This is a genomic window from Parabacteroides timonensis, assembly GCF_900128505.1.
In the GTDB taxonomy this organism is placed as follows: Bacteria; Bacteroidota; Bacteroidia; order Bacteroidales; family Tannerellaceae; genus Parabacteroides; species Parabacteroides timonensis.
The window spans coordinates 3,962,333-3,986,294 of sequence record NZ_LT669941.1; the positions used below are offsets into that span (position 1 = coordinate 3,962,333).

The 23,962-nt window shown below is 40.1% G+C and carries 17 protein-coding genes; 1 reads left to right on the forward strand and 16 read right to left on the reverse strand.

The features are described 5' to 3' along the window. Nucleotides 1–67: 67 nt before the first annotated feature. From BQ7394_RS23425 to BQ7394_RS23465, 9 genes are all read right to left on the reverse strand, one after another. Nucleotides 68–709 (reverse strand): TatD family hydrolase, encoded by a 642-nt coding sequence (locus tag BQ7394_RS23425; RefSeq protein WP_075559598.1) that lies wholly within the window; start codon nt 707–709, stop codon nt 68–70. 2 nt (nt 710–711) lie between these two features. Next, nucleotides 712–933, reverse strand: coding sequence for a membrane protein insertion efficiency factor YidD (gene yidD, locus BQ7394_RS23430; RefSeq protein WP_075559599.1), 222 nt, complete (start codon nt 931–933; stop codon nt 712–714). Next, a complete protein-coding gene (rnpA, locus tag BQ7394_RS23435; RefSeq protein ID WP_075559600.1) occupies nt 933–1,319 on the reverse strand; it encodes a ribonuclease P protein component in 387 nt (128 codons plus the stop codon). Before rnpA ends, yidD begins: the two co-directional genes overlap by 1 nt. Next, the gene (locus BQ7394_RS23440) at nt 1,309–2,076 is read right to left on the reverse strand and encodes a uroporphyrinogen-III synthase (RefSeq protein ID WP_075560210.1); all 768 of its coding nucleotides are present in this window, start codon (nt 2,074–2,076) and stop codon (nt 1,309–1,311) included. Before BQ7394_RS23440 ends, rnpA begins: the two co-directional genes overlap by 11 nt. Then, complete coding sequence (locus tag BQ7394_RS23445) at nt 2,073–2,801, reverse strand: DUF4271 domain-containing protein (RefSeq protein ID WP_075559601.1); 729 nt, start codon at nt 2,799–2,801, stop codon at nt 2,073–2,075. The genes BQ7394_RS23440 and BQ7394_RS23445 overlap by 4 nt, the downstream gene beginning before the upstream one ends. A 111-nt stretch (nt 2,802–2,912) precedes the next feature. Continuing rightward, complete coding sequence (lpdA, locus tag BQ7394_RS23450; protein WP_075559602.1) at nt 2,913–4,265, reverse strand: dihydrolipoyl dehydrogenase; 1,353 nt, start codon at nt 4,263–4,265, stop codon at nt 2,913–2,915. 46 nt (nt 4,266–4,311) lie between these two features. Further along, the gene (locus tag BQ7394_RS23455; protein ID WP_075559603.1) at nt 4,312–4,734 is read right to left on the reverse strand and encodes a PH domain-containing protein; all 423 of its coding nucleotides are present in this window, start codon (nt 4,732–4,734) and stop codon (nt 4,312–4,314) included. Nucleotide 4,735: 1 nt separating this feature from the next. Next, complete coding sequence (locus BQ7394_RS23460; protein WP_075559604.1) at nt 4,736–5,119, reverse strand: hypothetical protein; 384 nt, start codon at nt 5,117–5,119, stop codon at nt 4,736–4,738. Between the two features lie 167 nt (nt 5,120–5,286). After that, nucleotides 5,287–5,982 carry a TapB family protein gene (locus tag BQ7394_RS23465; protein WP_075559605.1) on the reverse strand — a complete coding sequence of 232 codons (696 nt, stop codon included), beginning with the start codon at nt 5,980–5,982 and terminating at the stop codon, nt 5,287–5,289. Nucleotides 5,983–6,183: 201 nt separating this feature from the next. On the opposite strand from BQ7394_RS23465, the gene nadB reads away from it, so the two are divergent. Beyond that, nucleotides 6,184–7,752 (forward strand): L-aspartate oxidase, encoded by a 1,569-nt coding sequence (nadB, locus tag BQ7394_RS23470; RefSeq protein ID WP_075559606.1) that lies wholly within the window; start codon nt 6,184–6,186, stop codon nt 7,750–7,752. Nucleotides 7,753–7,833: 81 nt separating this feature from the next. On the opposite strand, the gene BQ7394_RS23475 is transcribed toward nadB, so the two are convergent. From BQ7394_RS23475 to BQ7394_RS23505, 7 genes are all read right to left on the reverse strand, one after another. Continuing rightward, nucleotides 7,834–10,983: a DUF5107 domain-containing protein gene (locus tag BQ7394_RS23475; protein ID WP_075559607.1), complete on the reverse strand. Its 3,150-nt coding sequence runs from the start codon at nt 10,981–10,983 to the stop codon at nt 7,834–7,836. 110 nt (nt 10,984–11,093) lie between these two features. Then, nucleotides 11,094–12,923 carry a DUF4091 domain-containing protein gene (locus BQ7394_RS23480; protein WP_075559608.1) on the reverse strand — a complete coding sequence of 610 codons (1,830 nt, stop codon included), beginning with the start codon at nt 12,921–12,923 and terminating at the stop codon, nt 11,094–11,096. 24 nt (nt 12,924–12,947) lie between these two features. Next, the gene (locus tag BQ7394_RS23485; protein WP_082212147.1) at nt 12,948–14,366 is read right to left on the reverse strand and encodes a RagB/SusD family nutrient uptake outer membrane protein; all 1,419 of its coding nucleotides are present in this window, start codon (nt 14,364–14,366) and stop codon (nt 12,948–12,950) included. Between the two features lie 12 nt (nt 14,367–14,378). Further along, nucleotides 14,379–17,735, reverse strand: coding sequence for a TonB-dependent receptor (locus BQ7394_RS23490; RefSeq protein WP_161951810.1), 3,357 nt, complete (start codon nt 17,733–17,735; stop codon nt 14,379–14,381). A 202-nt stretch (nt 17,736–17,937) separates the two neighbouring features. Beyond that, nucleotides 17,938–18,876: a FecR family protein gene (locus BQ7394_RS23495; protein WP_075559611.1), complete on the reverse strand. Its 939-nt coding sequence runs from the start codon at nt 18,874–18,876 to the stop codon at nt 17,938–17,940. A 74-nt stretch (nt 18,877–18,950) separates the two neighbouring features. Beyond that, nucleotides 18,951–19,508, reverse strand: coding sequence for an RNA polymerase sigma-70 factor (locus BQ7394_RS23500; RefSeq protein ID WP_075559612.1), 558 nt, complete (start codon nt 19,506–19,508; stop codon nt 18,951–18,953). Nucleotides 19,509–19,793: 285 nt separating this feature from the next. Continuing rightward, entirely contained in the window at nt 19,794–23,822 is a 4,029-nt protein-coding gene (locus BQ7394_RS23505) for a two-component regulator propeller domain-containing protein (protein WP_075559613.1), read from the reverse strand. Nucleotides 23,823–23,962: the final 140 nt, after the last annotated feature.

Sequence of the window (23,962 nt, forward strand, 5' to 3'; positions counted from 1 at the left end):
GAAAATGGAGAATTGAAAATAGAGAATTATTTGATACTGCAATGGTTAGTCGCTTTCGTTGCAGGGATTAATAACCAATAGAAAAAATATTATGCACATTGTTTTCCAAACCGGAAGCAAGTTCTTCAAGGGATAGATGCAATGAAGAGGCGATTTGTTGATACACAGCTTGTATATCAATCTTTTTATCATCTGTTTCTGCAAATATACGCTCAGGCCATGCCGATTGGAGTGCTGAGGGATTGAAATATGCACCAAAAGAAAGATAGAACCCTTGTGAGATTAACTGTTGTGCCAGTTCACCGTTGCCACGAAAACCGTGAATAATCCAAGGTGTTTGAGGTTTTACCATTTTCCTGGCAGCAATCAGTTCCGCCCAGGCTTTTACACAATGGATAATAAGCGGTTTGCTCTTCTCGTTAGCTAATTCTGCTTGCTTCAGAAAGACTTCCTGCTGAATAGCCAAGGGAGTTTCCGCCAGCTTATCTAAACCCGCTTCACCAATAGCTACAACATTGGAAGCCGAGATTATCGATTCGAAACAAGATAACTGTTCACGTACATTATATATATACCACGGATGAATACCAACAGAACAGTATGCAGCTGGTAAAGACAATTCGTAATCCTCTTTTATAATCGTATTCACAATCGTAATATCCTCCGGATGAACCGATGGCTGGTGAGTATGTATATCGTAGTAAATCATATTTACGGTACCGGATCATATCCGCTTCCCCCCCACGGATGACAGCGGAGTATTCGTTTGACAGCTAGGTAAAGTCCCTTGATCGGACCATATTTCTTCAGGGCCTGCACAGCATATTCGGAACAGGTAGGTGTATACCTGCACGATGCCGGTGTCATAGGAGAAATACAATATTTATAGAAATAAACCGGCAACAGGAGAAGTGTAGTAAAGAATTTCTTCATTATTCTTTGTCACGCAATACCTTGATTGCTTTTGTCATTGCTTTTTCCATATCTGCAAAAGGATGTATCTCTTTATCCAGATAAAGGAAAGCAACAAGCATACGCTTATTTTTTTCTGTCAACGGATCGATCAGATCGTATTTACGTACCCGGTAGGCTTCACGGACCTGACGTTTGATCAGGTTTCGTTTTACGGCACGCTTAAATTTTTTCTTGGGAACGCTGATCAGGATAGAGACAGGAGCAGACATCTCCTCTTCCAGCGGTAAATAAACAACCCGCAGTGGAAACGCTACAAACGATTGCCCTTTTTCGAATAACAGGTCAATGTAACGTTTCCACGACAGGCGCTCTTCTTTAGAAAGGGTATACCTTTTATTTTCCATTCTTTTTATTTCCACCCAACTCTTTCTTCAGATATAGATCCAAAGCAGCCGTCATTGAAGGAGCTTCGGGAGTAGGCGCTTCCACATCCAGCCTGAGGCCGGCATCCTTTACAGCTTTCGCCGTTGTAGGACCAAAGCAACCGATCTTTATATCTTCCTGCTTGAAGTCGGGGAAGTTCTTCAATAATGAAGAAATACCTGAAGGACTGAAGAATACCAACATATCGTAATCAAATTTCTCATCTTTAGCAAATTCGTTACTTACTGTTCTATACATTACAGCCTTCGTATAGTTGATCTTTTTTGCATCCAGCATAGCAGTCAAATCTTCTTTATGCACGTCAGATACAGGCACAAGATATTTCTCCTTTGCATGCTTTGCAATAACGGTAACCAAATCTTCAGGTTTCCCGGTCTGGCCGAAAAATATTTTACGTTTTCTATACACGATATACTTCTGAAGATAAACTGCAATAGCTTCCGTCATACAGAAATATTTCATTGTTTCCGGAATGGTGACACGTAGTTCTTCACATAAATGAAAAAAGTGGTCAATAGCAGTACGAGCAGTAAAAATTACTGCCGAATAGTCCAGAATAGAAATTCTCTGCTGTCTGAACTCTTTAGATGAAAGAGCTTCTACTTTGATAAAAGGACGGAAGTCGATTTCAACCCCATATTTCTCTGCAATGTCGAAATACGGTGACTTCTCGGATGCAGGCTTCGGTTGCGATACCAACAACTTTTTGATGTTCAATGCCATAGAGTACTCGTCTCGATAAAGTTATACAAAAAAATCATACCTTCGTACAAAAATATAAGAGGTAAAATTTCTTGGGTGCAAAGGTACAAACTAATATATAATAATCCGACATTATTCTTGTGAAATATCCGTATTGTCTTATAAATTATTACAAAACGACACAAAAAATAGAAAATACAAAACAATATAACGGGAGCCAATGTTTTACTACCTACGAACAATAACCAAAGCACCGGAATGTATAATAAAATGCCCCAGCTACCCATTATCGCATTATAACTTTTTTTCCAGAATCTATACTTATCCGGAGAGGTAAAAACAAATCCCAAAAGAGAATTACAGAATTGCTTAAACTGGAAGAACAGGAGTAGTACACAAAAAATAAAAACAATTGTAAAAAGGACTTCTTTCTCTCCCAGGTGACTGACTATTCCCCTTACCCGGGCAATAGTAAACAATGCTATACTACACAGGAATAGGGCCTGAAAAATCATAAAATGGCGAAAGAAAGTCTCACTTTTCCCTACCGTTTCATCAAACAAATTCTGCCGTTCTTTCAAATACACGACATCTTTCAACATCTTTATAAAATGCTGATAATTAGCGCGGAATATAATCGCGAAGGCGACCAGCAAGGATAGTAGCAATGAAAAGATCACATCATCTACCAACTGTCCGTCCCACAAACGAATTCCCACATATCCTTCAAACATATTCATGCATTGCAATTTAGCTCTGCAAAGATAGGGAATTTTTCAGTTGACAGTTGACAAGTGACAGTTGACAGTTAGGAAAAAATCCGTCAACTATCATCTGTCAACTGTCATCTATCAACTGAAAAGAGCCTCTTTTATGATCTCACCAACAGTTGGATGCGGGAAAACAATTGAACGTAATTCATCAGCTTTCATTCCTTTTTCTATTGCAAGGCCTGCAATAACGATCAGTTCAGATGCAGGATTGCCCAACAGATGAGCACCGATCACCGTTTCATCTTCAGCCAGGAGCAATTTACAAACACCATTTCCCTGTTCGTTCTCAGCCACAAAACGACCGGAGAAAGCCATCGGCAATTTTTTTACAATATAAGGGATCCCTTCTGACTGTAATTCCTCCTCCGTCTTACCGACACCTGCTATTTCAGGATTGGTATAGACTACCCCCGGAATTGCTTTATAACTCATACCGGCTCCGGTTTTTCCCAAGATATGTTTTATCGCAACCTCGGCTTCGCTCACAGCCGTATGAGCCAACAAAGAGTTAGCCGTAATATCTCCACAAGCATACACATTCGACAGAGAGGTTTGCATATACTCATTCACCTTTATACCATTACGGAAAGGCTCCAATGATAAAGTTTCCAATCCAAACCCCTTCGTTACAGGACGGCGACCTACACTCAACAAGACCTTTTCACCCTGGATCACAAAGCTTTCTCCATCTTTCTCAACGGTCACTTCACCTCCATGAACGGCAGTTACTTTATGGCTCAGATAAAACTGAATACCTCTTTTGGCGTATTCAGCCTGGAGCATTTCAGAAAGTTCTTTATCCATCGGCCCCAGTATCTTATCCAGCATTTCCACCACATGAACTTCAGCCCCCATGCTGTTAAAGAAAGAAGCGAATTCCATACCGATCACTCCTCCACCGATAATGACAAGAGAAGCAGGAAGCTCTTTTGTTTGCAGGGCTTCACGACTGGTCCAGTAATCGGTTTCCGCCAGACCGGGGATAGGAGGAATAACTGTTTCCGATCCCGTACACAGTAATAGGTTAGTAGCCTCATACACTTCTTCTCCACAAGCAATAGAGATCGTGCCGTCGGCAGTACGTCCTTTTATCTCCGCTTCCCCAACAATAACAACGACACCATTCTCCGTCATCTTCATACGGATACCGGCAGTCAGTTTCTTTACGACCTTATTTTTACGGGCGATAATTTTAGGGAAGTCGAAAGCCGGATTTTCTGCTTTTACCGCATACTTAGACGCGTGTTTGATCGTATCATATACTTTAGCTGAATAGAGTAAAGTTTTCGTTGGAACACAGCCTTCGTTCAGACAAACACCTCCTAAAGCGTTTTTCTCGAAAAGTACGGTAGAAAGTCCACCGGCAGCCGCTCTTTCAGCAGCCGTATAACCGGCAGGTCCTCCACCGATTATAGCAACATCGTATTTCATGTTATCAGATTTAATTAAGTTTTATATTGTGATTCTATTTATCATTCTACAATAGTCCGGCATTACTTTTGATCTCGATATCCGGATTGAACTTCTTCAGTAACTTTACAAACTCTTTTTCGTTCTGTGGGGATATCAGCATCCACATTTTACCTTCTTTCCATATCACAATCCGATCCAGGGATAAAGAATAACTGAAAACAGGAAGAATGGACGGTTGCAGCGCCTCTATATCAGCAATAGCAATTTCCTTTTTAGGAAAGAAACCACAACGAAGCAACAACATACCGTCGGCCGTAACCACATAGTAAGTATTGAAAAACACATGCAAAGTCAATGCACTGGCAACCAAAGAAGTAACAATCGCCGCCACATTCTGATGCAGTACGGATACGACACACAGAACTGCCAACACAATGATCAACAGATGGTACCACCACCCGATCTTAGATTTAAAGACTCTATCCATTTTACGAATTTTCGCGCAAGATAGTCATTTCTTCATTTACTTGTTGTAAAGCATCCACAAATCCTTCCGTATCGACCGGATAGACAGTGTTTGTATATTCTTTATCCTTATAAGGTTTAGTGTAATATACGACTACACTACCCGATTCTTTTACAAACACTTTATCGATCGACTCAACAGGAATAGCCACAAAATTTCCCTGAGTCAAATACTTTCCGTCAATCTGATAAGGCCCGACCGCCCAAAGAGCCACAATCAAGATGATTATATAAGCATACCAAGGAACCTCATTCAAATACAACAATCCGAAAATAATAAGCAAACAAACAGCGATCGACACATGTTTCGGAGTGATTACTCGTTTTCTAAATGCTTTCTTTTCCATAACTTTATGTATTAAGTTGGTAATAAGCAATATTAAGCATTTTTGTCTACATAATCAAGCAGATTCCATTATTTTTATGGTGTAAATAAAAAGAAAATACGCCGTCACTTCCCAGTAACGACGTATCCACTTAAACCGGTCAAACAATTCCAAAAGGAATATATTTTTTACTTTACTTCTTCAAGTACAGAATATGACTGAAGTACGTTATTATTGTTGTATTGTTCTGTACGAACGACCCCGATATTAGGCGCATACCATTCATAGCCGTAACCTTCGATCGTTTCTTTCGGAGAACGTGATTTGATTTTAAATTTTACTTTCGTACAATCGAATGTACCTGCCGGGGTAGTGATCTCTTCTGTCTTCACATATTCACGATCGTAAATAGAAACGTTCTTTCTGTCTTTCCGATTCTTCTTTGAATAAATGTTGATCACTGCATCATCGAAATATACATCATCAGGAGAAGCACCTTTCGATACGCTCGGATAATTGATCACGGCGTCAGTAGCTGCCACTGCGGTATTCGTTGTAGAGACAAAAGACGGATTAGTAAGGACTTCTTTCATATCCATAAAAAATTCGCCATCCTGGCAAAAAGCCTCCAGTTCACCTTTGTCGACAACCGTACCGCTATTGCTTGTGAATACGTAGTCAGCTTCGACTTCCAGTCCGCCTTGTTTGTTTTCCACCTCATCCACAACATAAGTCATCACTCCTGACAGGTTGCCTTTGCCATCATAACTCTTTTTCACTAGTTTAGTACCTTTTGTCGTAGGAAAAAAGAATGTACAATCTTGTGCCATCGCCCCGCCTGCCAACATGGAGGCTAAAGCTAACAGTAAAACTTTAGATTTCATTTTTATAACGTTTAAGTATTAATAATAAGCCGGATATCCAATGCGTAGTTAAAACAGGGGAAGCCTGCGAATGTTTATGGCTTTTCTTTTAAAAATAGCAAAAGAATAAGTATTTCGGGAGTTTTTAACCGAAAGGGCGGCGGGAATGGTACAACCATAAAAGTTAATTCCTAACTTTGGCGCTCTAAATAGTAATGTCTTATGGTACAAAGATTCGATTTCTTAGTGATAGGTTCCGGTATTGCAGGAATGAGTTTCGCTCTTAAAGTAGCCAATAAAGGGAAAGTAGCCCTTGTATGCAAAACTAATCTGGAAGAAGCCAACACCTATTTCGCACAGGGCGGTATCGCCTCGGTAACCAACCTGATTGTTGACAATTTCGACAAGCATATTGAAGATACAATGATTGCCGGCGACTGGCTCAGCGACCGCGGCGCAGTTGAAAAGGTGGTGCGTAACGCGCCTCAGCAAATCAAAGAACTGATCAGCTGGGGAGTTGATTTCGATAAAGATGAAAAAGGAAACTTCGACCTGCATCGTGAAGGCGGCCACTCCGAGTTCCGTATCCTACACCATAAAGACAACACAGGTGCAGAAATACAGGACAGCTTGATTCAAGCTATCCAGAAACATCCCAATATCACTGTATTTGAAAATCATTTTGCCATCGAAATACTGACACAACACCACCTGGGTGTTACCGTCACCCGCCAGACACCGGATATAGAATGTTATGGTGCCTATATCATGGATCCGGACGGAAGGATCGATACTTTCCTGTCGAAAGTAACCCTTATCGCAACAGGGGGTGTCGGTGCCGTTTATCAGACAACTACCAACCCGTTGGTGGCTACCGGCGACGGTATTGCTATGGTTTACCGTGCCAAAGGGACTGTAAAAGATATGGAATTTGTGCAATTCCACCCGACCGCCCTGTTCCATCCGGGCGACCGTCCTTCTTTCCTGATCACAGAGGCCATGCGTGGTTATGGCGGTGTGCTCCGTACGAAAGACGGCAAAGAATTCATGCAGAAATATGACAAACGTCTCTCACTGGCTCCGCGTGATATCGTGGCACGTGCCATTAAGAACGAAATGGATACCCGGGGCGATGATCATGTTTATCTGGATGTCACTCACAAAGATCCGGAAGAAACAAAGAAACATTTCCCGAACATTTACGAGAAATGTCTGAGCCTGGGAATCGATATTACTAAAGATTATATCCCGGTAGCACCTGCCGCCCATTATCTTTGCGGAGGTATCCAGGTCGACCTGGATGCGCGTTCATCTATCGACCGCCTGTATGCCGTCGGCGAATGTTCCTGCACCGGCCTGCATGGTGGAAACCGCCTAGCATCCAACTCGCTGATCGAAGCGGTTGTTTATGCCGATGCTGCCGCCAAGCATAGTCTGAGCATTATCGACTCATTAAAATACCAGGAGAATATTCCGGAATGGAATGACGAAGGAACCACTTCCCTGGAAGAAATGGTATTGATTACCCAGAGTGTCAAAGAAGTAGGGCAGATTATGAGTACTTATGTCGGTATCGTCCGTTCCGACCTGCGCCTGAAACGTGCCTGGGATCGCCTGGATATCATCTACGAAGAAACAGAAAGCCTCTTCAAGCGGTCGGTTGCCTCCAAAGATATTTGTGAGTTGCGTAATATGATCAATGTGGGGTATCTGATCATGCGACAGGCTATCGAACGAAAGGAAAGCCGGGGATTGCATTATACGCTGGACTATCCCCCGGTAAAGAAATAGAACACGTATCCCCCAATCTTGTAAAATTGGGGGATATCTTTTTAATAATCGCAAGGAGGAAACTAATCTTAGCCTATATAATTAAAATAACCGGACTATTAAATCAAAATTAGGGTCTCGTGAAGAAGTCTCCCACGGAGTAGTATCAGCCTGATCGTTTCGTGATCCAAGTATTCCTGTAGCTTTCTCCTTTTCCCCACGATAAATAGCTGCACACCATTGAGCAATACGATTTTCAGAGAAATCAGTAGTCCAGGATACTACCATACGATCTGCTTCCGACTCTTTCCCCAATTCACGCAAAGCAAGTGCCGTTAACAGATTGCCAGAACCAAAATAAGAATGTTCGGGTTGGAAGTTGGCTACCAATGACAAAAGTTCTTCTGCTTTCGCATTATTCCCTTGCCCAACATACGCTTCAGCTTCCAAATAATTTTCCAAGCGGCTATCGATCATATTATCATAAGGCTTTCCAACTCCGAGATTTTCTGGCCATTCTTTAGAAGCTTCCACATCAATCAGAACCTGCTTATAGTTTTTATGGCTCAACTGCTCCATTGCCTGATACAGATTAGCAGCACGGTATACAGCACGACCTGCATAAGCCCCTTCATTAGGCAATACTAACATTTTGTTTAATATAGAAATACATGTCTGATATTTACCAGTTTCACATAATGCTTTCGCATATTTTAAACCAATATAATAGTTGGATGGATATTTCTTCATATACTTCTTCCCTACCTCTACAGCCTTTTGCCATTGATTTACAGATGTATAATAATTAATGAGAGCAAATCCAGTACGCCACAACATAGTTACTTCTTCAGCCTTCAGCAAATCGGACAATCGTGCTTCTCCTTCTTTCAGGGAAGCACGACTCAGATAGAAAGGAGCATAACCCGTTTCACCACAATCGTCGAATAGAGTAAGTGCTTTCTCTTTATTCTGGTTAGCCCACCAGATCAGACCTTCGTAATAACTGATCTTCCAGTTTCGACGAGTTATCTTAGCCCACTCTAAAGCCTTCAATGTAGAAGGACGAAAAGGGAATACTGACTCAGGAGATTGGTTATTTGCCTTTTCTAGAATTTCCAGACTACCTGTTTTATCTCCCTTTTTATGTAACAGATAGGCCATTTTATAATTGGCTATCGGATAATCAGAGGCAAAAGAAAGCAACGACAATGCATCCCCCTCACACCCTACCGACTCATACCATTCGGCCAATTCCATATAAGTCTCGAAAGGAAGTTCATTGCGAATCAATGACTCAAACTCTTTTTTATCCGTACTACCATCCAGCAGATACTTCTCGAACCTTGCCACATGAAACAAAGGAAACTCCTCCAGCAGAGAGGAAATAACAGCCTTTCCCTTTTCCGGTCGATTTGTCTTACGGTAAATGATCATCAACACATGCTGTGCTGTTAAATTTAGCTGATTAAATTCCAGGCTTTTCAATGCATAATGTTCTGCTTTGCTCCAATTATGATCAATCAGGTACATTTCAGCCAACTTCTCATAGGCAGTACTACGCACGGATGTAGAATAGGAAGCAACAGAGAAGCCATCCTTTGCATCTGTATTATTCCCCAATGCCATATTACACAGGCCATATAAATAGTTTGCTTCACCCTCATACGTATTTATACTTAAAGCTATACGACAATGTAACAATGCTTCCTCATAACGTCCCTGACGGTAATACAAGGAAGCAAGGCTTGTCAATGCCGGTAAGAAATAAGGATCTTTTTTCAAAGAAGCACACAGGAACTTCTCAGCTTTTTCATATACTTTTTGGTTCATCCATTGTTCGCCTTGTGTATAAAGTCCATAAACTGAGTTCCAGTTGAAATCAGCAGGTAACTGTTTTGGACGACTCACGATATTATCTGAAGGTCTCTCCGAATAGACCAGCAAATTATCACCGATAACAACTTTCAACTTTCCAACCGGTATAGTAATGTTATTCAGAGAGATAGAATCTTTCCAGGATTTAAGAACATCGCAGTTCAGAGGGATTGAGTGTATCTCCTTTTCATCTTCGAAAAGTTTTACTGTTGTTGAAAGTTTTTGCAAAGGAGAGAAATAGATTTTCAGAAAACCTTCCTCGCGCAGCACATTCAATGCTCCAATGCTACTGGCCTTCGATACGCCTTTAATATCTTTTACCGGGAACCAATATTCTGTCCACTGATCGGTTGCCTGCGGGCTAAATGCAGTGTGTTTATAAGGAGTAAAGCTACTGTTAGATGCTGCCTGACTATACATACGTCCGGATTGCAACTCAATATACTGTCCATCCGTATCAGTCAGCAGATCTTCCCAAATACCACCTTCGCGTGAAAGTCCCCAAAGAAAGATCTTCATACCCAACTTCTCGTCATAATCAGCATGATGAATCGATCCGAAATTATAATCATGCCAATAAGCGCCATAAAAATCGTTATACTGACCTATTATATGATACGATTTAGAATTGCCGAAGTCATTCTTTTCATACCAGGAGATATCACGCCCCTGTTCATCCAGCGGGAAAGAACGCAGTTCACCACCATGCCCGATATAATTCGTACCGGGATAACAAAACTCTGCATTCCCGGCTGCCGGATACCCGGCATTCATCCATTGATAATAAGGCTGATCGATAGAAGAAGCATTATGCCAGGTGGTTTTCGTTGTGAAGTAAGCCTTATCTTTCGGTAGATTAACTTCAACCGTCCAAAACGTACGGGTAACCAGGTCATAAGAAGAGACATAACAACTGACACTACCGTCGGCTTTCTTCTTTGTCAGATAATCGACCGGGGTACTGGAAGTCGGAGCATGCCCGATAATACCAAAATTAAATTCAATACCACCGGATGTCCAGGGACCGCGCATTGCTATATCCCGGAATTTGACAACATGGTTATTGTAGATAAACTCCTTCCCGGAAGTTTTATCCACCGCTCCCCATATTTTCCCTCCAATTTCAGGATAAAGCGTCAGTTTAATATAATCGTTCTCAAGCGATACAACTTTCCAATCTTTATCTATTCCTTTAGCTGCAAAGCCGTCAAAACGGAAATAAGGGTAAAAAAGATCGGAAGGATCGGCTACCGGATCAGGGTCGGAGAACGGATATGTTTTAATTGTCAGCATTGTCTCCATTACAATTGCCTGTTGTGCAAACAAGGGTTGTATCAAAAACAAACTCGCAAAAAAGGATATAATGTTTTTCTTCATAAGCTATTTATTTAAAGTATGAGTCCACTTCAAAAAGAGCTGTTTCAAGTGGACTCAACTATACATACTCCCAAACAAATTATTGTACACTAATAAAGTGTGACACTCATTTATTTGTGTTTTTTCAATAATTCTTCTATACGTTCAGCCATCGCTTTCCGAGTAGAATATAAATCTGCTACATTTCTTGAAAAAGCCTTTACATCAACAACCATATTTTTGACTTGCTCCGTTGCAAAATCTTTATCACCAAGTTCTCCAAGCATAGACAGATATACGTAATCTTCAATTCCTTCACGCAATAATTCAAACCGGATCGATGAAACCGGTCCATTCACATTGGGTTGCCCTGTGTATCTTTCTACATAATCTCCTGGATACCAAAGAGACCCTTCACCATTCAATACAGATCCATCACTACACAGAAAACCTGAATGAAATGTATTTGCATTTAACCATGGATTTGCAGTTTCGGACCACCAGTTAATAGCCCAATATAATATACCGTCCATCTTATATCGTGAGGTTATCCATGGAACCATAACTAAATCCATCGCCGGAGCATCTATGAAATAATTAGGTTGCGGAAAACATTGGTCGCAAGAGATATACCAGGTAATTTCCCCTCCTCTGCTCTTCTCATCCAATATCGCTTGTTTTACCAGCGGATCATTTAAATGATTTCCGTGTATGGAATAGTTAGTTACATACCCCTGCAAAGATCCCCATTCCGGATGGTCTTTCGGAAAAACAGGAGTCCTTGTTACTAAAAACGGAACATTTGTAGTAGACTCTTTTACTAATGAACCCCATTTCCGGGTATTTTCATAATCTTCTAATGAACGAGGTTCATCAATCGGACTATTAAAAACAAGACGATCATGCCATTTATTTTTATTGAAATACGCTTCGACTTGCGATAAATATGACTTTACGATTTTATTATATTCATCAGAAAATGGCTGAGCTGTCATCAATCGGTTCAAATTACCGGGAAAAGCATTTAAAAGGACACGTTTTGTTTTTAGCGTATTCATATAATAAAGGTACCTTTCATGGTCAAATGTTACTTTTACTTTATTATCTTTCAATTCTATATCCGGCCGCAACATATCATTAAACCAAGGTTCCATCCTATTAGTGAATAACTTATCATAATATACCTGAGTTATATCAGTCACTTCATCAGAGTTACTCGGCTTATGATAAAAATGTGCCAACTGATCTTTTGAAACGTTCATATAAGTGATTAAAGAAGTCTGATCCGGCAATGAAAAATCATAAACCTTGACAACCAACTGCAGTTTCTGAACCAGTTCCCCATGTTGAGTCACTTCTATATTACCTGAATATTCACCCCCTTTTGTTCCTGAAGGGATAAACATATCAACCCATATAGGCCTATTTTTGACAATATCATACTGAGCCGCCATACTAAAAGGTTTTTTAATGGGAACTATCGCATCAGGCCAATAACCGGTTGCTCCGACAGCACTTGATGTTGCGAAAAGCATTATATAGTGTTCCAGATAACAATTGATATTTTCTTTCCGGATCTTATTACCTTGCGCCGAAGTCAGATCTGAAGTTTCGATCATAAAACCATCTGGTACTTTTATCTCCCGTGGAGAGCCTTTTACCGATGTTGTTATTACAACCTGAAAAGGAACATGTTCATTTCCAGCTCCCGCTACAGCTATCTTTTTATCTTTTTCGGACCAAATAAGATTATCTTTTTCGATCCTATCGTCCGAACGAACTTTTTGTTCTGCAGGAGCTACCCATACAGTCAGTTTTTTCTCATTATTACTTTCAGAGTCATCCCCTATTGCACCTGTTTGTGCAATTACCTGAGAATTCAAATGAGTTACAGACAATAAAAAAGAACAGGAAAAAAGAAAGAGTCTAAGCGCTCTTCCTATTATATTTATAGTATTCATATTGTATCTATTTATGGGTTAATATTAATCCTGATAACCTGGATTTTGCTTCATATTAGGATTTAATCTTATCTCACTTTCCGGGATCGGAAACAGGTAATCATTTTCTGAATAATTCTGCTTATATTCTTCCCTGGTTACCTCATAAAGAATTCTTTTCCTTACAATATCATTCCACCGGTCGTATTCAAAACAAAGTTCCAAGCTACGTTCATGGATCACTGCCTTATCAAAGGCTTCTTTTGTCATGTTTGTACTTAAAAGCGGGTAATTGGGATTAGGCTGATAGTCATTCGCGCGATCAATTACGGAATTTATCGCATCAACAGCAGCCTGACTCGGAGCTCCTTTAGACATATTATCGGCTTCCGCAAATATCAATAAAACATCTGCATATCTGACAATCGGGATGTTTATCGTTGTAAATCCTCTGTCGAAATTCTCCCAGGTATCGTACAGATATTTCTGAATACCCACATTTCGACCTAACTCTGCAGCAGGTACACCATTTTTGTCATGGGTTTCCAAATAGATATGTTTTCTGGGTTGTTCGTTGTATACGGAGTCTACCCAAACCTGATCGGCAGCATAATCCGACCATCCATATATAGAACTCCAAACACGAGGATCTGTCGACGGGCACTCTTCATTGGCAACAAAACTCCACATCATCTCAGGTCCCTCTTCAGTCTTCATCGAAAATACATCTCTGATATCTTTAACAAGGCTATACCTATTAGAGTCTATTACCTCTTTAGCCAAGCCAGCAGCTTTTGCATAATAACTAACCTCATTAAGAGGAGCCGTTGCCATAGTCAAATAGGCTTTTGCTAAGAGAGCTTTAGCAACCAATTTATTCGGACGTCCGAATGATCCCCAGTCATCAGGAAGTTTATCAATAGCTTCTTCAAAATCACTCACTATTAAAGCATATGTGTCTTCCACAGAAGAACGTTCGGGTAGTATAGTAAAATAATCATCGACATCATCTTCGGTCAGAATTTGCATACCTCCCCACATCCGTACTAATTGGAAATAGTTCCAAGCCCTTAAAAACTTCAATTGTCCGACCAATTGATCTACCTCTTCCTGTGAAGTACCTTCCAGTCCTTTGTCTTTTATCGACCTCAAAGCAAAGTTGAGATCTTTTATATTTCCAAAATGAAGATTATAGATATCCGATCCATGGTTCAAGCCAATAACCAAATCTCCTCCATAATCTTGATCCGAGTGACGATGCAATGCAGGATTATATGCATATCCTCCCCAGGAATGAAACGCTCTGTACATAGAAGCAGTCAAAATAGTCTCGATCTGGGTAGGAGTACTAAAATAATTATCAGGAGTAGTAAATCCTTTAGGCTCTTCCGATAAATCAAATAAATCACAACTTGGAATTATCAATAGCAGAAAAAATCCCAACACTAATATATATCGTTTCATATCTTTAAAAGTTTACAAATTAATATTTACACCCAGGCTGATTACTCTTGAAGACGGATAACTATTAAAATCGGTACCCAATTGTGCATCACTTCCGGTAAATGAACTAACTTCAGGATCAAAACCTTTATATTTGGTTATGGTGAACAGGTTGGTCGCTGTCAGATAGACTCTAATATGTTCAAATACACTAATCTTATCAAAAGTATAGCCAAGTGTAAGATTTTTAAGTCTGATATAAGAACCGTTCTCTATCCATCTTTCATTAACATTTCCACCTGAAGTAGGGAATGTGATTGTACTAACAAAATGATTATCAGGGTGAGCTGCATCCCAGTTATTACGGTACGCCTCTCTGTAACTTGCTGCATATAATGCAGGGACATCGGTGTTTTGATGCTCGGGAGTCCATCGGTCAAATTTGGCAGTGCCGTACCCAACTCCTTCGTCCCTTTTTATTCTCGCAACATTAAATATATCATTACCACATGTACCCTGAAACAGGAAGGTCAAATCAAAATTTTTGTATTTAAACCGGTTTGTAATACCAAAGATCATCTTAGGCAAAGTGTTTCCTATGACTTTCCAATCATTATCATAATCAATTTTACCATCATTATTCACATCTGTATACTTTGGATCACCAGGCAATTGACCATATCTTGCAGCCTCGTTCACTTCGTCGGCTTTCCAGGTCCCTTCATAACCAAATCCCATGATTTGTCCGAACGGTTGTCCTTTTGTAAGAAACATGAATGGAATATTCGTACCATGTCCGCTACCTCCGGCAGAATAGGATATAAAGTCCTCACCTCCTAAGTCCAATACTTTTGTTTTTGAGAAGGTAGTATTTATTCCCGGACTCCATTCCAATTCTCCAAAATTGAAATTTCCATTCACTGAGAGTTCCCAGCCTTTATTTCCCATCTTTCCTACATTATCTATTATACTATTCAAACCGGTTGATCGGGGTATTTCTCTCATCATCAATAAATTCGAAGTGACCTTATCATAATACTCGCCGGTAAACTGAAGCATACCGTTCCATAATGATAGATTTAATCCAAGATTATACTGGCGAGTACTTTCCCACTTTAAGTTCGGATTTGACGCAGAAATTACGGCGTATCCTAAATTAGAAGCATCCCCTCCGTACCAAGGGTATTTTCCACTACTTCCTATCTGGGAAATTGTTTGGAAATTGCTAATTGCCTGGTTTCCGGTATTTCCCCAGCTCGCCCGGATCATTAAATCATCAATCCAAGTAAAATCTTTCATAAAGTGTTCCCGGGAAAGTCTCCATCCGATAGAAGCCGCAGGAAAATATCCCCATTTATTATTCTCTCCAAAAACAGAAGAACCGTCTGCACGAATACTCATGGAAAGCAAATACTTATTATCGTATCCATAATTGATTCTTCCAACTCCGGATAAGATTTTCCGATGCCCCTGTCCTGAACTCGTCTTCTGTATTTTGGCTGCATTCAGATCATAGATACCGGTTTCCTGCATAGCAAAATTGCTGTTATTAATATAACTCCAGGTTTCATCATTCACCTTTATTTCACCTACCGCAGTAAAATTAAGATTATGCAAACCGATATCTCTCGTATAATTCAATACATTGGAGTTCTGCAAATCCTTAGAATATGTATTTCTAACCCGACCTATACCATTCGACTGGTTCCCCATAAATGTTTTCATATTATAAAACTGGTCGGTTTCACTTTGTGTGATCCTTGCTCCCCCATTAACTTGAAAAGAGAAATATTTGAGGAATTTAAAATCCAACACTACATTAATGTTGTTGTGAACTATTCTCCTGTCGTTTTGGGTCTCTTTCGCACTAGCGACAGGATTCCAAACAGCTGGGTCCCCAATCCGATTGTTAGCCTTCGAATAATTCCCATTTGCATCATAAACGGGGATTGTAGGAGAAAAGACCACAGCACCAAGTACAGGATTACCCGGCCAGTCTATTCCTCCTCCAAAATCAGCACCCGATCTATTTTGTATCGCCCCATCCCAGTTAAGAGAAACGTTCAACCAATCGGTTATAGTTGCACCAATATTTGACCGCAGGGAATAGCGTTCGTAGCCAGAATTGATCATAATACCGTCCTGATTGAGGAATGAACCTGAAACAAAATAGTTGACTTTTTTGGTTTTTCCACTAACAGAAAGTTGATGGCTTTGTATAAGTGCCGGCCGATAGACTTCATCCATCCAGTTTGTACCTCCACTTTCTTCAAGATCTTTAATTTGTGCGTCTGTGAAAAGAGGCTCGGGAACTCTGTCCAGATCATTGGCGATCTCTATCGCATTTAGTTCTCTCGCATAGTCTGCCGCATTCATTAATTCTACACCGCCCATAAGGATTTTCGAAAATCCGACTTCCGATGAGTAATTTATAGAAGGTTTTTCTGAAGTACCCTTTTTAGTCGTTATAAGAATGACTCCATTTGCTCCCTGCGCACCATAAATGGCAGTTGCAGCCGCATCCTTTAACACTTCTATCGATGCAATATCATTAGGGTTTATCGACCTTAATTCGCCACCTTGAAATCCATCAATGACTATCAGGGCATTGTTTCCACCTTGAATTGAATTCATACCTCTGATTCGTATAGTTGTCTCTGCTCCTGGTGAACCGTCTGTATTTAAGACCATAACACCCGCTGCCTGTCCCTGCAACATCTGGTCAACCCGCTGAGTAGCCACGGGTTTAACAGCAGTCAAAGGAATACTACTGATAGCACCTGTTATTACACTCTTTTTCATGGCACCATAACCCACTACCACTACTTCATCCAATGCCTGGAGGTCTTCCTGAAACAAAATGGTAAAAAAGCTTTTGCCGTCTACTGCTATTTCTTGTGGGATATAGCCAAGATAAGAAACCTGTAACATCGCATTTTCCGAAACAGTAAGAGAAAAGTTACCGTCTATGTCCGTTATGATGCCATTAGTAGTTCCTTTTTCCACTACATTCGCTCCGATAACAGGATCACCTTTACTATCTTTTACAATTCCTTTTATTTGTTTCCCCTTTTGCTGGGCAAGCAAACTTTTCTTCATTAAGAGAATATTCTTCCCTTCCATCGCATAAACAATTTCCGAGTTTTCGAATAATCTGTTTAAAACTTCCGCTACAGATACATCAGTTGCTGTAAAAGAGATCCGATGACTCAGATCCACTTTGCTATTATTATATACAAACAGATAATCAGTCTGTTCTTCTATTTGTTTAATTATATCTTTTGTTTGCAACTGATTCGCATCGATACTGACACGCGCGGTCTGGGAGTTCACATTAACAGAAAAAACCATCGAAACACATAATACTAAAAAGATTAAGATTAACTTCATAACTCGATAGATGTGTTTAAATTCACTTAATAACAGGGCATAGTTTTCTCCTGTACATTTTTTTTTCATAACTTTGTATTATCTAAAATGTTAGTACTTGATTATAAAGCTTACGTCATTTTGCTGACATTTTTTCCACCGGATTATGTTACAGCATAATCCGGTTTCTTTCGTTCACCATCCTTATTTCTCCATAGGCAATCTATTTTATAGTTATTTGATTCAATTCATTGTCCTTCGTATAAGTGAACTTATGCTCCAGTTGTAATACTTTTAGCACTTGCTCAACTCCATCTTTTACACGAAATTTTCCGGAATAACGTTCATGTAGAAAAGGTCGGTTACCCACTTCTATTCGAATATCGTAATATAACTGCAGTTTTTCCATTATTTCTTTTATAGGCTGATTATTAAAACATAAAAGACCTTCCTTCCATCTGAAATAATCCATATCCTTTATCCGGGAAGCAACATACCGACCCTCCTTATACCAAATTTGTTCTCCAGGCTGCATCAGATAGGTACGGGAAAAGTCGGTAGGCTGTAATTCTACATGTCCTTTTAACAGAGCTATTTTAAGCTCCGGAGTTTCTGAATAAGCCGAGACATTAAACTCAGTACCTAATACTTTTATATCCATCTCTTTTGTTTTTACGACAAAAGGAGATGATTCATTATGTTTGACATCAAAATAGGCTTCTCCATCAAGCCTGACTTCACGTTTATCTTTTTGAAAGCTAACAGGGTAAATTAATTTGGAATGAGCATTCAGCCAAACTCTTGAACTATCAGGGAGAATCAGTTCAGCCCGCTGACCTGCGGGAATATATAATGTCTGATACTGAAGAGATTCTTCTGTCTGCATAATAGTATCAAATAAAAACTTACCTCCAATTAGCATTAATGCTACAGCCGCCACTTTTACTAATTCGATAGTAATCCGGGAAAAAGCCATTCCTTTTTTCTTAACCTGGTTTTGTCCAAATTTAGGTTGGTTTAATACTGAGATATCATGTAGTTTATGTAAAGCCATAAACTCCTTTACATGCCTTTCATCGCTATCCAGCCAATCTACAACAGCCTCTACCTCTTCTATTGTAACATTACCTTCGACATATTTTTGTAATAGTTTTTTATCCATTCGTCTCTTTTTCCGTTTCTTGTATATAGAGACAACACACAGATAAAAATCCCTAAGACGAATTCTATTTTTCTTTAATTTTTTATGAAGACGAACAGGAAATAAAATACTGGGAGATATTCTTTCAAAGCTATGCGCAGTACTTTTAGAGATTTAGTTATATGGTACTCAACACTCTTAGAACTTATAGATAATTCTTTAGCAATCTCTTTCACCGAGCGATATTCATAACGGCTCATTTCAAAAACCCGACGAGTTTGTTCCGGAAGTGCCTCCAGCGTATCTTGTATAATCCGGGTTATTTCAGAAGAAAAAATTTCTTCTGGGTCACAGGCCTGTAAAGTGGTTATACGATAATTCAGGTCACGTACCATTTTAGAAGAAATAGATTCCATAGCTGATTGCCGGACATCCTGATGTTTCAAATAATTCAAAGCACCATTCTTCAAAATAATCAATAATAAGGATAAAGGATGTTCTATCGTTTCTTTTTTGGCAGTTTCCCATAGGCTAATTAATGCTTCAGACACGATATCTTCAGCCACCATATCATCCCTGACATAGGACTTTACAAACAAAAAAGACCGTTTGTAATAGCTGGTATATATTTCGCTGAAACTAATACTACTCATCTTAATCTCCTAAGGGGGGCTTCTTCCATATCTGTACCTGATGCAAAAGTAATCTTTATTCCATAACCTGCAATTTTTACCGGAAATTATTGCATATGTTCTTTCTTATTGCATATCACAACTGTGTTCCTTGCATATCACAGTTGGATTCCGTTTGTTTCACAGATGAGTTTCTTTTGTTTCACAGTTGTGATATGAAAAGAAGATCGGTTGTTACTAACAGAGCATTTCGGGTAAACAGCAACATCTGCCGGGTAATCCGCTATATCCCAAAGGTAATGGAGGCTATAAAGCATTATACCGTGACGGCGACACGCCGAACTGCTTCGTGAAGTGTTTACGGAAAGTCGTTATATCATTATAGCCCACCATTTCGGCAACCTCCTGGACAGAGTATTTCTTCTGCATAATCAGTGAAGCAGCTTTACTGATACGTATGCTGCGGATCACTTCGATGATAGACAAGTTACTTTGTTGCTTCATCTTCCGGTATAAAGTCGGTTGGCTAAGGTTCAACAGGCTAGCCAGACTCTTCGCACTAAAATCCGGATTAGTCAGGTTGGCTTCGACAATACCGATCACCTGTTGCATGAAAGGATCGGCAGCCTCTTCATCGTCCGGCCTCTCTTCCGTATGTTTCAACATCAATGTCTTTGTATAAATACGCTTCAGTTGTTCACGCAGATGGATCAGGTTCTCCACCTTCGCTTTGAGGATTTCGGGGTTGAAAGGTTTCATGATATAATCGTCCACACCAATCCGGGTACTCTTCAATAAATCTTCTTCTTCCGCCTTTGCCGTAAGCATGATGACCGGGATATGGGCTGTCACCAACTGCTGCCTGATCTCCTGTATGCAAGCAAAGCCGTCTTTTACAGGCATCATAATATCTGAAATGATCAGGTCTGGGATCTCTTCGGTGGCAATTTTTACTCCTTCTTCTCCATCATGGGCTTCCAATACCTGGTAATCTTTACAGAACAAAGAATAAATATAACTTCTGATCTCATCGTTATCTTCTATGATCAACAACTTCTTTCCTGAAGTAACCTTCGTATCTTCTTCTTCTTTCTGCGTTCTATAGAAAGTCTCTTCTTCCTTTGTTTCCCGGACATCTTCAATCCACTCATATTCATCCTCTCTGAAATGTTCCTTACCCAGTGGCAGGTAAAGCGTAAATCTCGAACCTTTCCCCGGAGAGCTATCTAACAATACCTGCCCATGATGAAGATCCATCGTATTTTTTACAATACGTAAACCGATACCCATCCGGGTAGAAAATGAGGGATCATTTTTACCCGTAATAAACGAATCGAAGATACGTTCCTGCAAATCTTCCGCTATACCGGGACCATTATCCGAGACGGAAAGCAAGCAGAACATTTTCCCGTCGACCTCTTTCTCTTCGAGCGAAACCCTTATTATTCCGTTGTTTGGAGTATATTTAAATGCATTCGACAGTAAATTTTTTAATGCCGACTCTATCTTCCCGGCATCTATCCAAAGCTCTAAAGAAGAGATACCAGAGTCCAGGACATACTTAGTACTTTTTATCTCCGCCATCTGCTGGAAAGAGGCCATCACCTTCCTCACAAGCGCTACAATCTCTACTTTCGACAAATGAAGCTGAACCATGCCGGCCTCTATCTTTTGGACATACAACAATTGGTTCACCAGGGTAGATAATGAAGTGGCATTATTATACACCAGAGAGAGCTTATTCTGTAAAGCCTGAGACAAACGTTCAGTCTGCAACAACTCCTGCAAAGGAGAAAGAATCAACGTTAACGGTGTACGTAATTCGTGCGATACGTTCGTAAAGAAATTTTCCCGCTCACGGCTGATTTGTTTCTCTTTCTCACGTTCCAGATTGGAAACAAAGAGCTCATGTTTCAGGCGCTCTTCCTGGGTGAGCCGGACCTGCTCCTTCTTGATACGACGCATCAGATAATATACAATACATACTGCAAAAGCCAATACAAGTAAACGAAACCAGACTGTTTCATACCAATAAGGCAGAATAGTTATTGCTAACGAAGTAGTATCACCATTCGAACCATCAGGGAAAATGCTTCTTACTTCGAAAAGATATTCTCCTGCGGGTAGGTTGGCATACGAAATTCGTTCGCCATCACCGGCTATCAGCCATTCAGACTGCCCGGGAGTAAGTCGGTAACTGTATTTCTGAAGTTCTTCCGAATAGGTCAGGTTGCTAAACATCAGGGAGAAATTATTATTGGAAGCATTCAGTGTCAATTCGTTCGTATAAGGGATCCCTTCTTGCAAGATAACCTGATCATTGATTTTCTGACCGATCAAAACAGTTTTATTATCGACATCCAACTGGGTGATAACAACTTTATTCTGTTCAGGTTGATCGTTCATAACCTCTTCCGGCAGGAAATAGGTTATATTCTTGTTATTTCCCCAAAACAGGAAATCCTTATAATGTAATACAGAACGGTTATTTCCTGAGATATAATAATTATAAAACAATTTCTGATGTTTACTGTACCGACAGATACTTGAATTGGAACCAATCCATAAATGACCTTGTGAATCTTCACTGATACAACCGATAAAATTATTGCTTAATCCGTTATGTGTCGTATAAAAACTCCCTATCGAGTCAGTTCCGATCTCCATGACACCGAAGCCATCCGCATAACCTATATACAAATTTCCATCCGCTGAGGCAAAAAGAGAACGGGCATCTTTCGCCGGAATATTAGCCTCTTGTTCAAAACCGGAACGTAGCATTTCATTTTGAAAAATAAACTTTTTCAAACCATCAGTCGTACCTAACCATAAACATTCACCGGGAACTTCAGCAATAACCCGGATTGTACCCGGAGATACAGGATAATGGAAAAAATGTTTGGTCACAGGATTAAAAAGAAGCAAACCATTTGTTGTTCCCAACCATAACCGATCCTGCCCATCACATAAGATATACCAGACACTGCCTATCCAGTCCGGTTTTCCGGGAATACGGATAGGATAAACCGTAAAGGAGTCATTATCCGAATTATACCAGATCAGTTCGGAGTGATTATTTCCAAACCACAGATCACCGTTCCGATCGGTTGCTACACACAACACGGTATTTCCTGTTCCGACAGAGACAGATTCAAAAGAAAGTCTGCCCTGGGGATCGAATGCTTCCGTGCTTTTCAATATTCCTTTATGGAAAGAAGCCAGCCAGATATGATCTTTTTTATCTGTTGCCATCCCGCATATTTCGTTGTGTGTTTCCTGATGGAAACGTTGATAGAACTGTTTTCGCAGGTCGGAAGCATACACGCCTCCTCCTTGTGTCCCGATCCACATGATCCCTTCCGGATCATAATACGCAGAGATCATACGGGTTTCCAGATTGCGATGTAATTGTGAAGCCGTATTGTTATATATTTCGGTTGTATACTTTGTAGAGTCTTCTTTTTCAGGTATAAAGATGGTATATCCGTTCCAGGTGGCAGCCAGTAAACGACCGTTTCCCATAGGAACCATTTGATAGACATCCCAATGAGACAATATCTTATCTTTATCTTCAGGTTTATACGTATATTGATCGTAAGCCCCCGACTCCGGATTATAACGGATCGCCCCATTGGCCCAGGTTGAAAGCCAGACATATCCGTCTGCATATAAGAGCCTGTGGACATGTACTTTATTAACCTTCGGCAAATCCCCTTTGTCTATAACCTGGTAAGAGACCGGATCGAACGTTACTATATTCCCCCAATCTGTTGCGATATAAATCATACCTTCCGGTGACTGACATATAGCTGTATAATTGATATTACCTCCGGCCAGATTGGCAAACTCCTTTTCTACCCGGAGATTAACCCCGGTCATATTCTCATCCGGATTCTTCCTGTAATCAATGGAAATAAGATAAAGAGTTTCATTCGATATAGCCCATAAAGAGTTGTCTTTTTGCAATAGTATGTCCTGAACTCCGGTACATTTTTCGGTCAGGTTGACAGGGATATATCGTTCCATCCGCCGGTCAAAACAATATATCTGTCCGTTAGCGATCAGCCAAAGCAGGTTATCTGCTGATTCACGAATATGATTCACTTTCATATACCGTTCATCCAAACCGAAATTCCTGATATTTTTCCCATCATAGCGGCTTAATCCATTATCTGTTCCGAACCACATAAACCCGTCTCTATCTTTATGGATACAGGAAACGGTATTATCGGCCAACCCATTCTGCATAGTAAGTACCCGGATGTCTTTTTCAAAAAAACTATATCCGGACAGGTAGCAAAGAATAAATAATATTATAAATAAAGATCTCCTCATATTCCTCCTTAACAAAGTCCAGTATGTAAACACAAAGAACATTATTACAAAGAAACAAAAAAAGAGGAAGAATACACCAACGCTAACAAAATAAAAAGTCTGCAAAAATAAAGTATGAATAAAACACCCACTATTTTTGA

Bases quoted from the DNA above. Each gene is read 5' to 3' on its own strand.
- BQ7394_RS23490 (WP_161951810.1), bottom strand. From the start codon at position 17,735: ATGAAGTTAATCTTAATCTTTTTAGTATTATGTGTTTCGATGGTTTTT.
- BQ7394_RS23465 (WP_075559605.1), bottom strand. From the start codon at position 5,982: ATGAAATCTAAAGTTTTACTGTTAGCTTTAGCCTCCATGTTGGCAGGC.
- BQ7394_RS23495 (WP_075559611.1), bottom strand. From the start codon at position 18,876: ATGGATAAAAAACTATTACAAAAATATGTCGAAGGTAATGTTACAATA.
- BQ7394_RS23445 (WP_075559601.1), bottom strand. From the start codon at position 2,801: ATGAATATGTTTGAAGGATATGTGGGAATTCGTTTGTGGGACGGACAG.
- BQ7394_RS23485 (WP_082212147.1), bottom strand. From the start codon at position 14,366: ATGAAACGATATATATTAGTGTTGGGATTTTTTCTGCTATTGATAATT.
- BQ7394_RS23500 (WP_075559612.1), bottom strand. From the start codon at position 19,508: ATGAGTAGTATTAGTTTCAGCGAAATATATACCAGCTATTACAAACGG.
- BQ7394_RS23505 (WP_075559613.1), bottom strand. From the start codon at position 23,822: ATGAGGAGATCTTTATTTATAATATTATTTATTCTTTGCTACCTGTCC.
- lpdA (WP_075559602.1), bottom strand. From the start codon at position 4,265: ATGAAATACGATGTTGCTATAATCGGTGGAGGACCTGCCGGTTATACG.
- nadB (WP_075559606.1), top strand. From the start codon at position 6,184: ATGGTACAAAGATTCGATTTCTTAGTGATAGGTTCCGGTATTGCAGGA.
- rnpA (WP_075559600.1), bottom strand. From the start codon at position 1,319: ATGGAAAATAAAAGGTATACCCTTTCTAAAGAAGAGCGCCTGTCGTGG.
- yidD (WP_075559599.1), bottom strand. From the start codon at position 933: ATGAAGAAATTCTTTACTACACTTCTCCTGTTGCCGGTTTATTTCTAT.
- BQ7394_RS23455 (WP_075559603.1), bottom strand. From the start codon at position 4,734: ATGGATAGAGTCTTTAAATCTAAGATCGGGTGGTGGTACCATCTGTTG.
- BQ7394_RS23475 (WP_075559607.1), bottom strand. From the start codon at position 10,983: ATGAAGAAAAACATTATATCCTTTTTTGCGAGTTTGTTTTTGATACAA.
- BQ7394_RS23425 (WP_075559598.1), bottom strand. From the start codon at position 709: ATGATTTACTACGATATACATACTCACCAGCCATCGGTTCATCCGGAG.
- BQ7394_RS23480 (WP_075559608.1), bottom strand. From the start codon at position 12,923: ATGAATACTATAAATATAATAGGAAGAGCGCTTAGACTCTTTCTTTTT.
- BQ7394_RS23460 (WP_075559604.1), bottom strand. From the start codon at position 5,119: ATGGAAAAGAAAGCATTTAGAAAACGAGTAATCACTCCGAAACATGTG.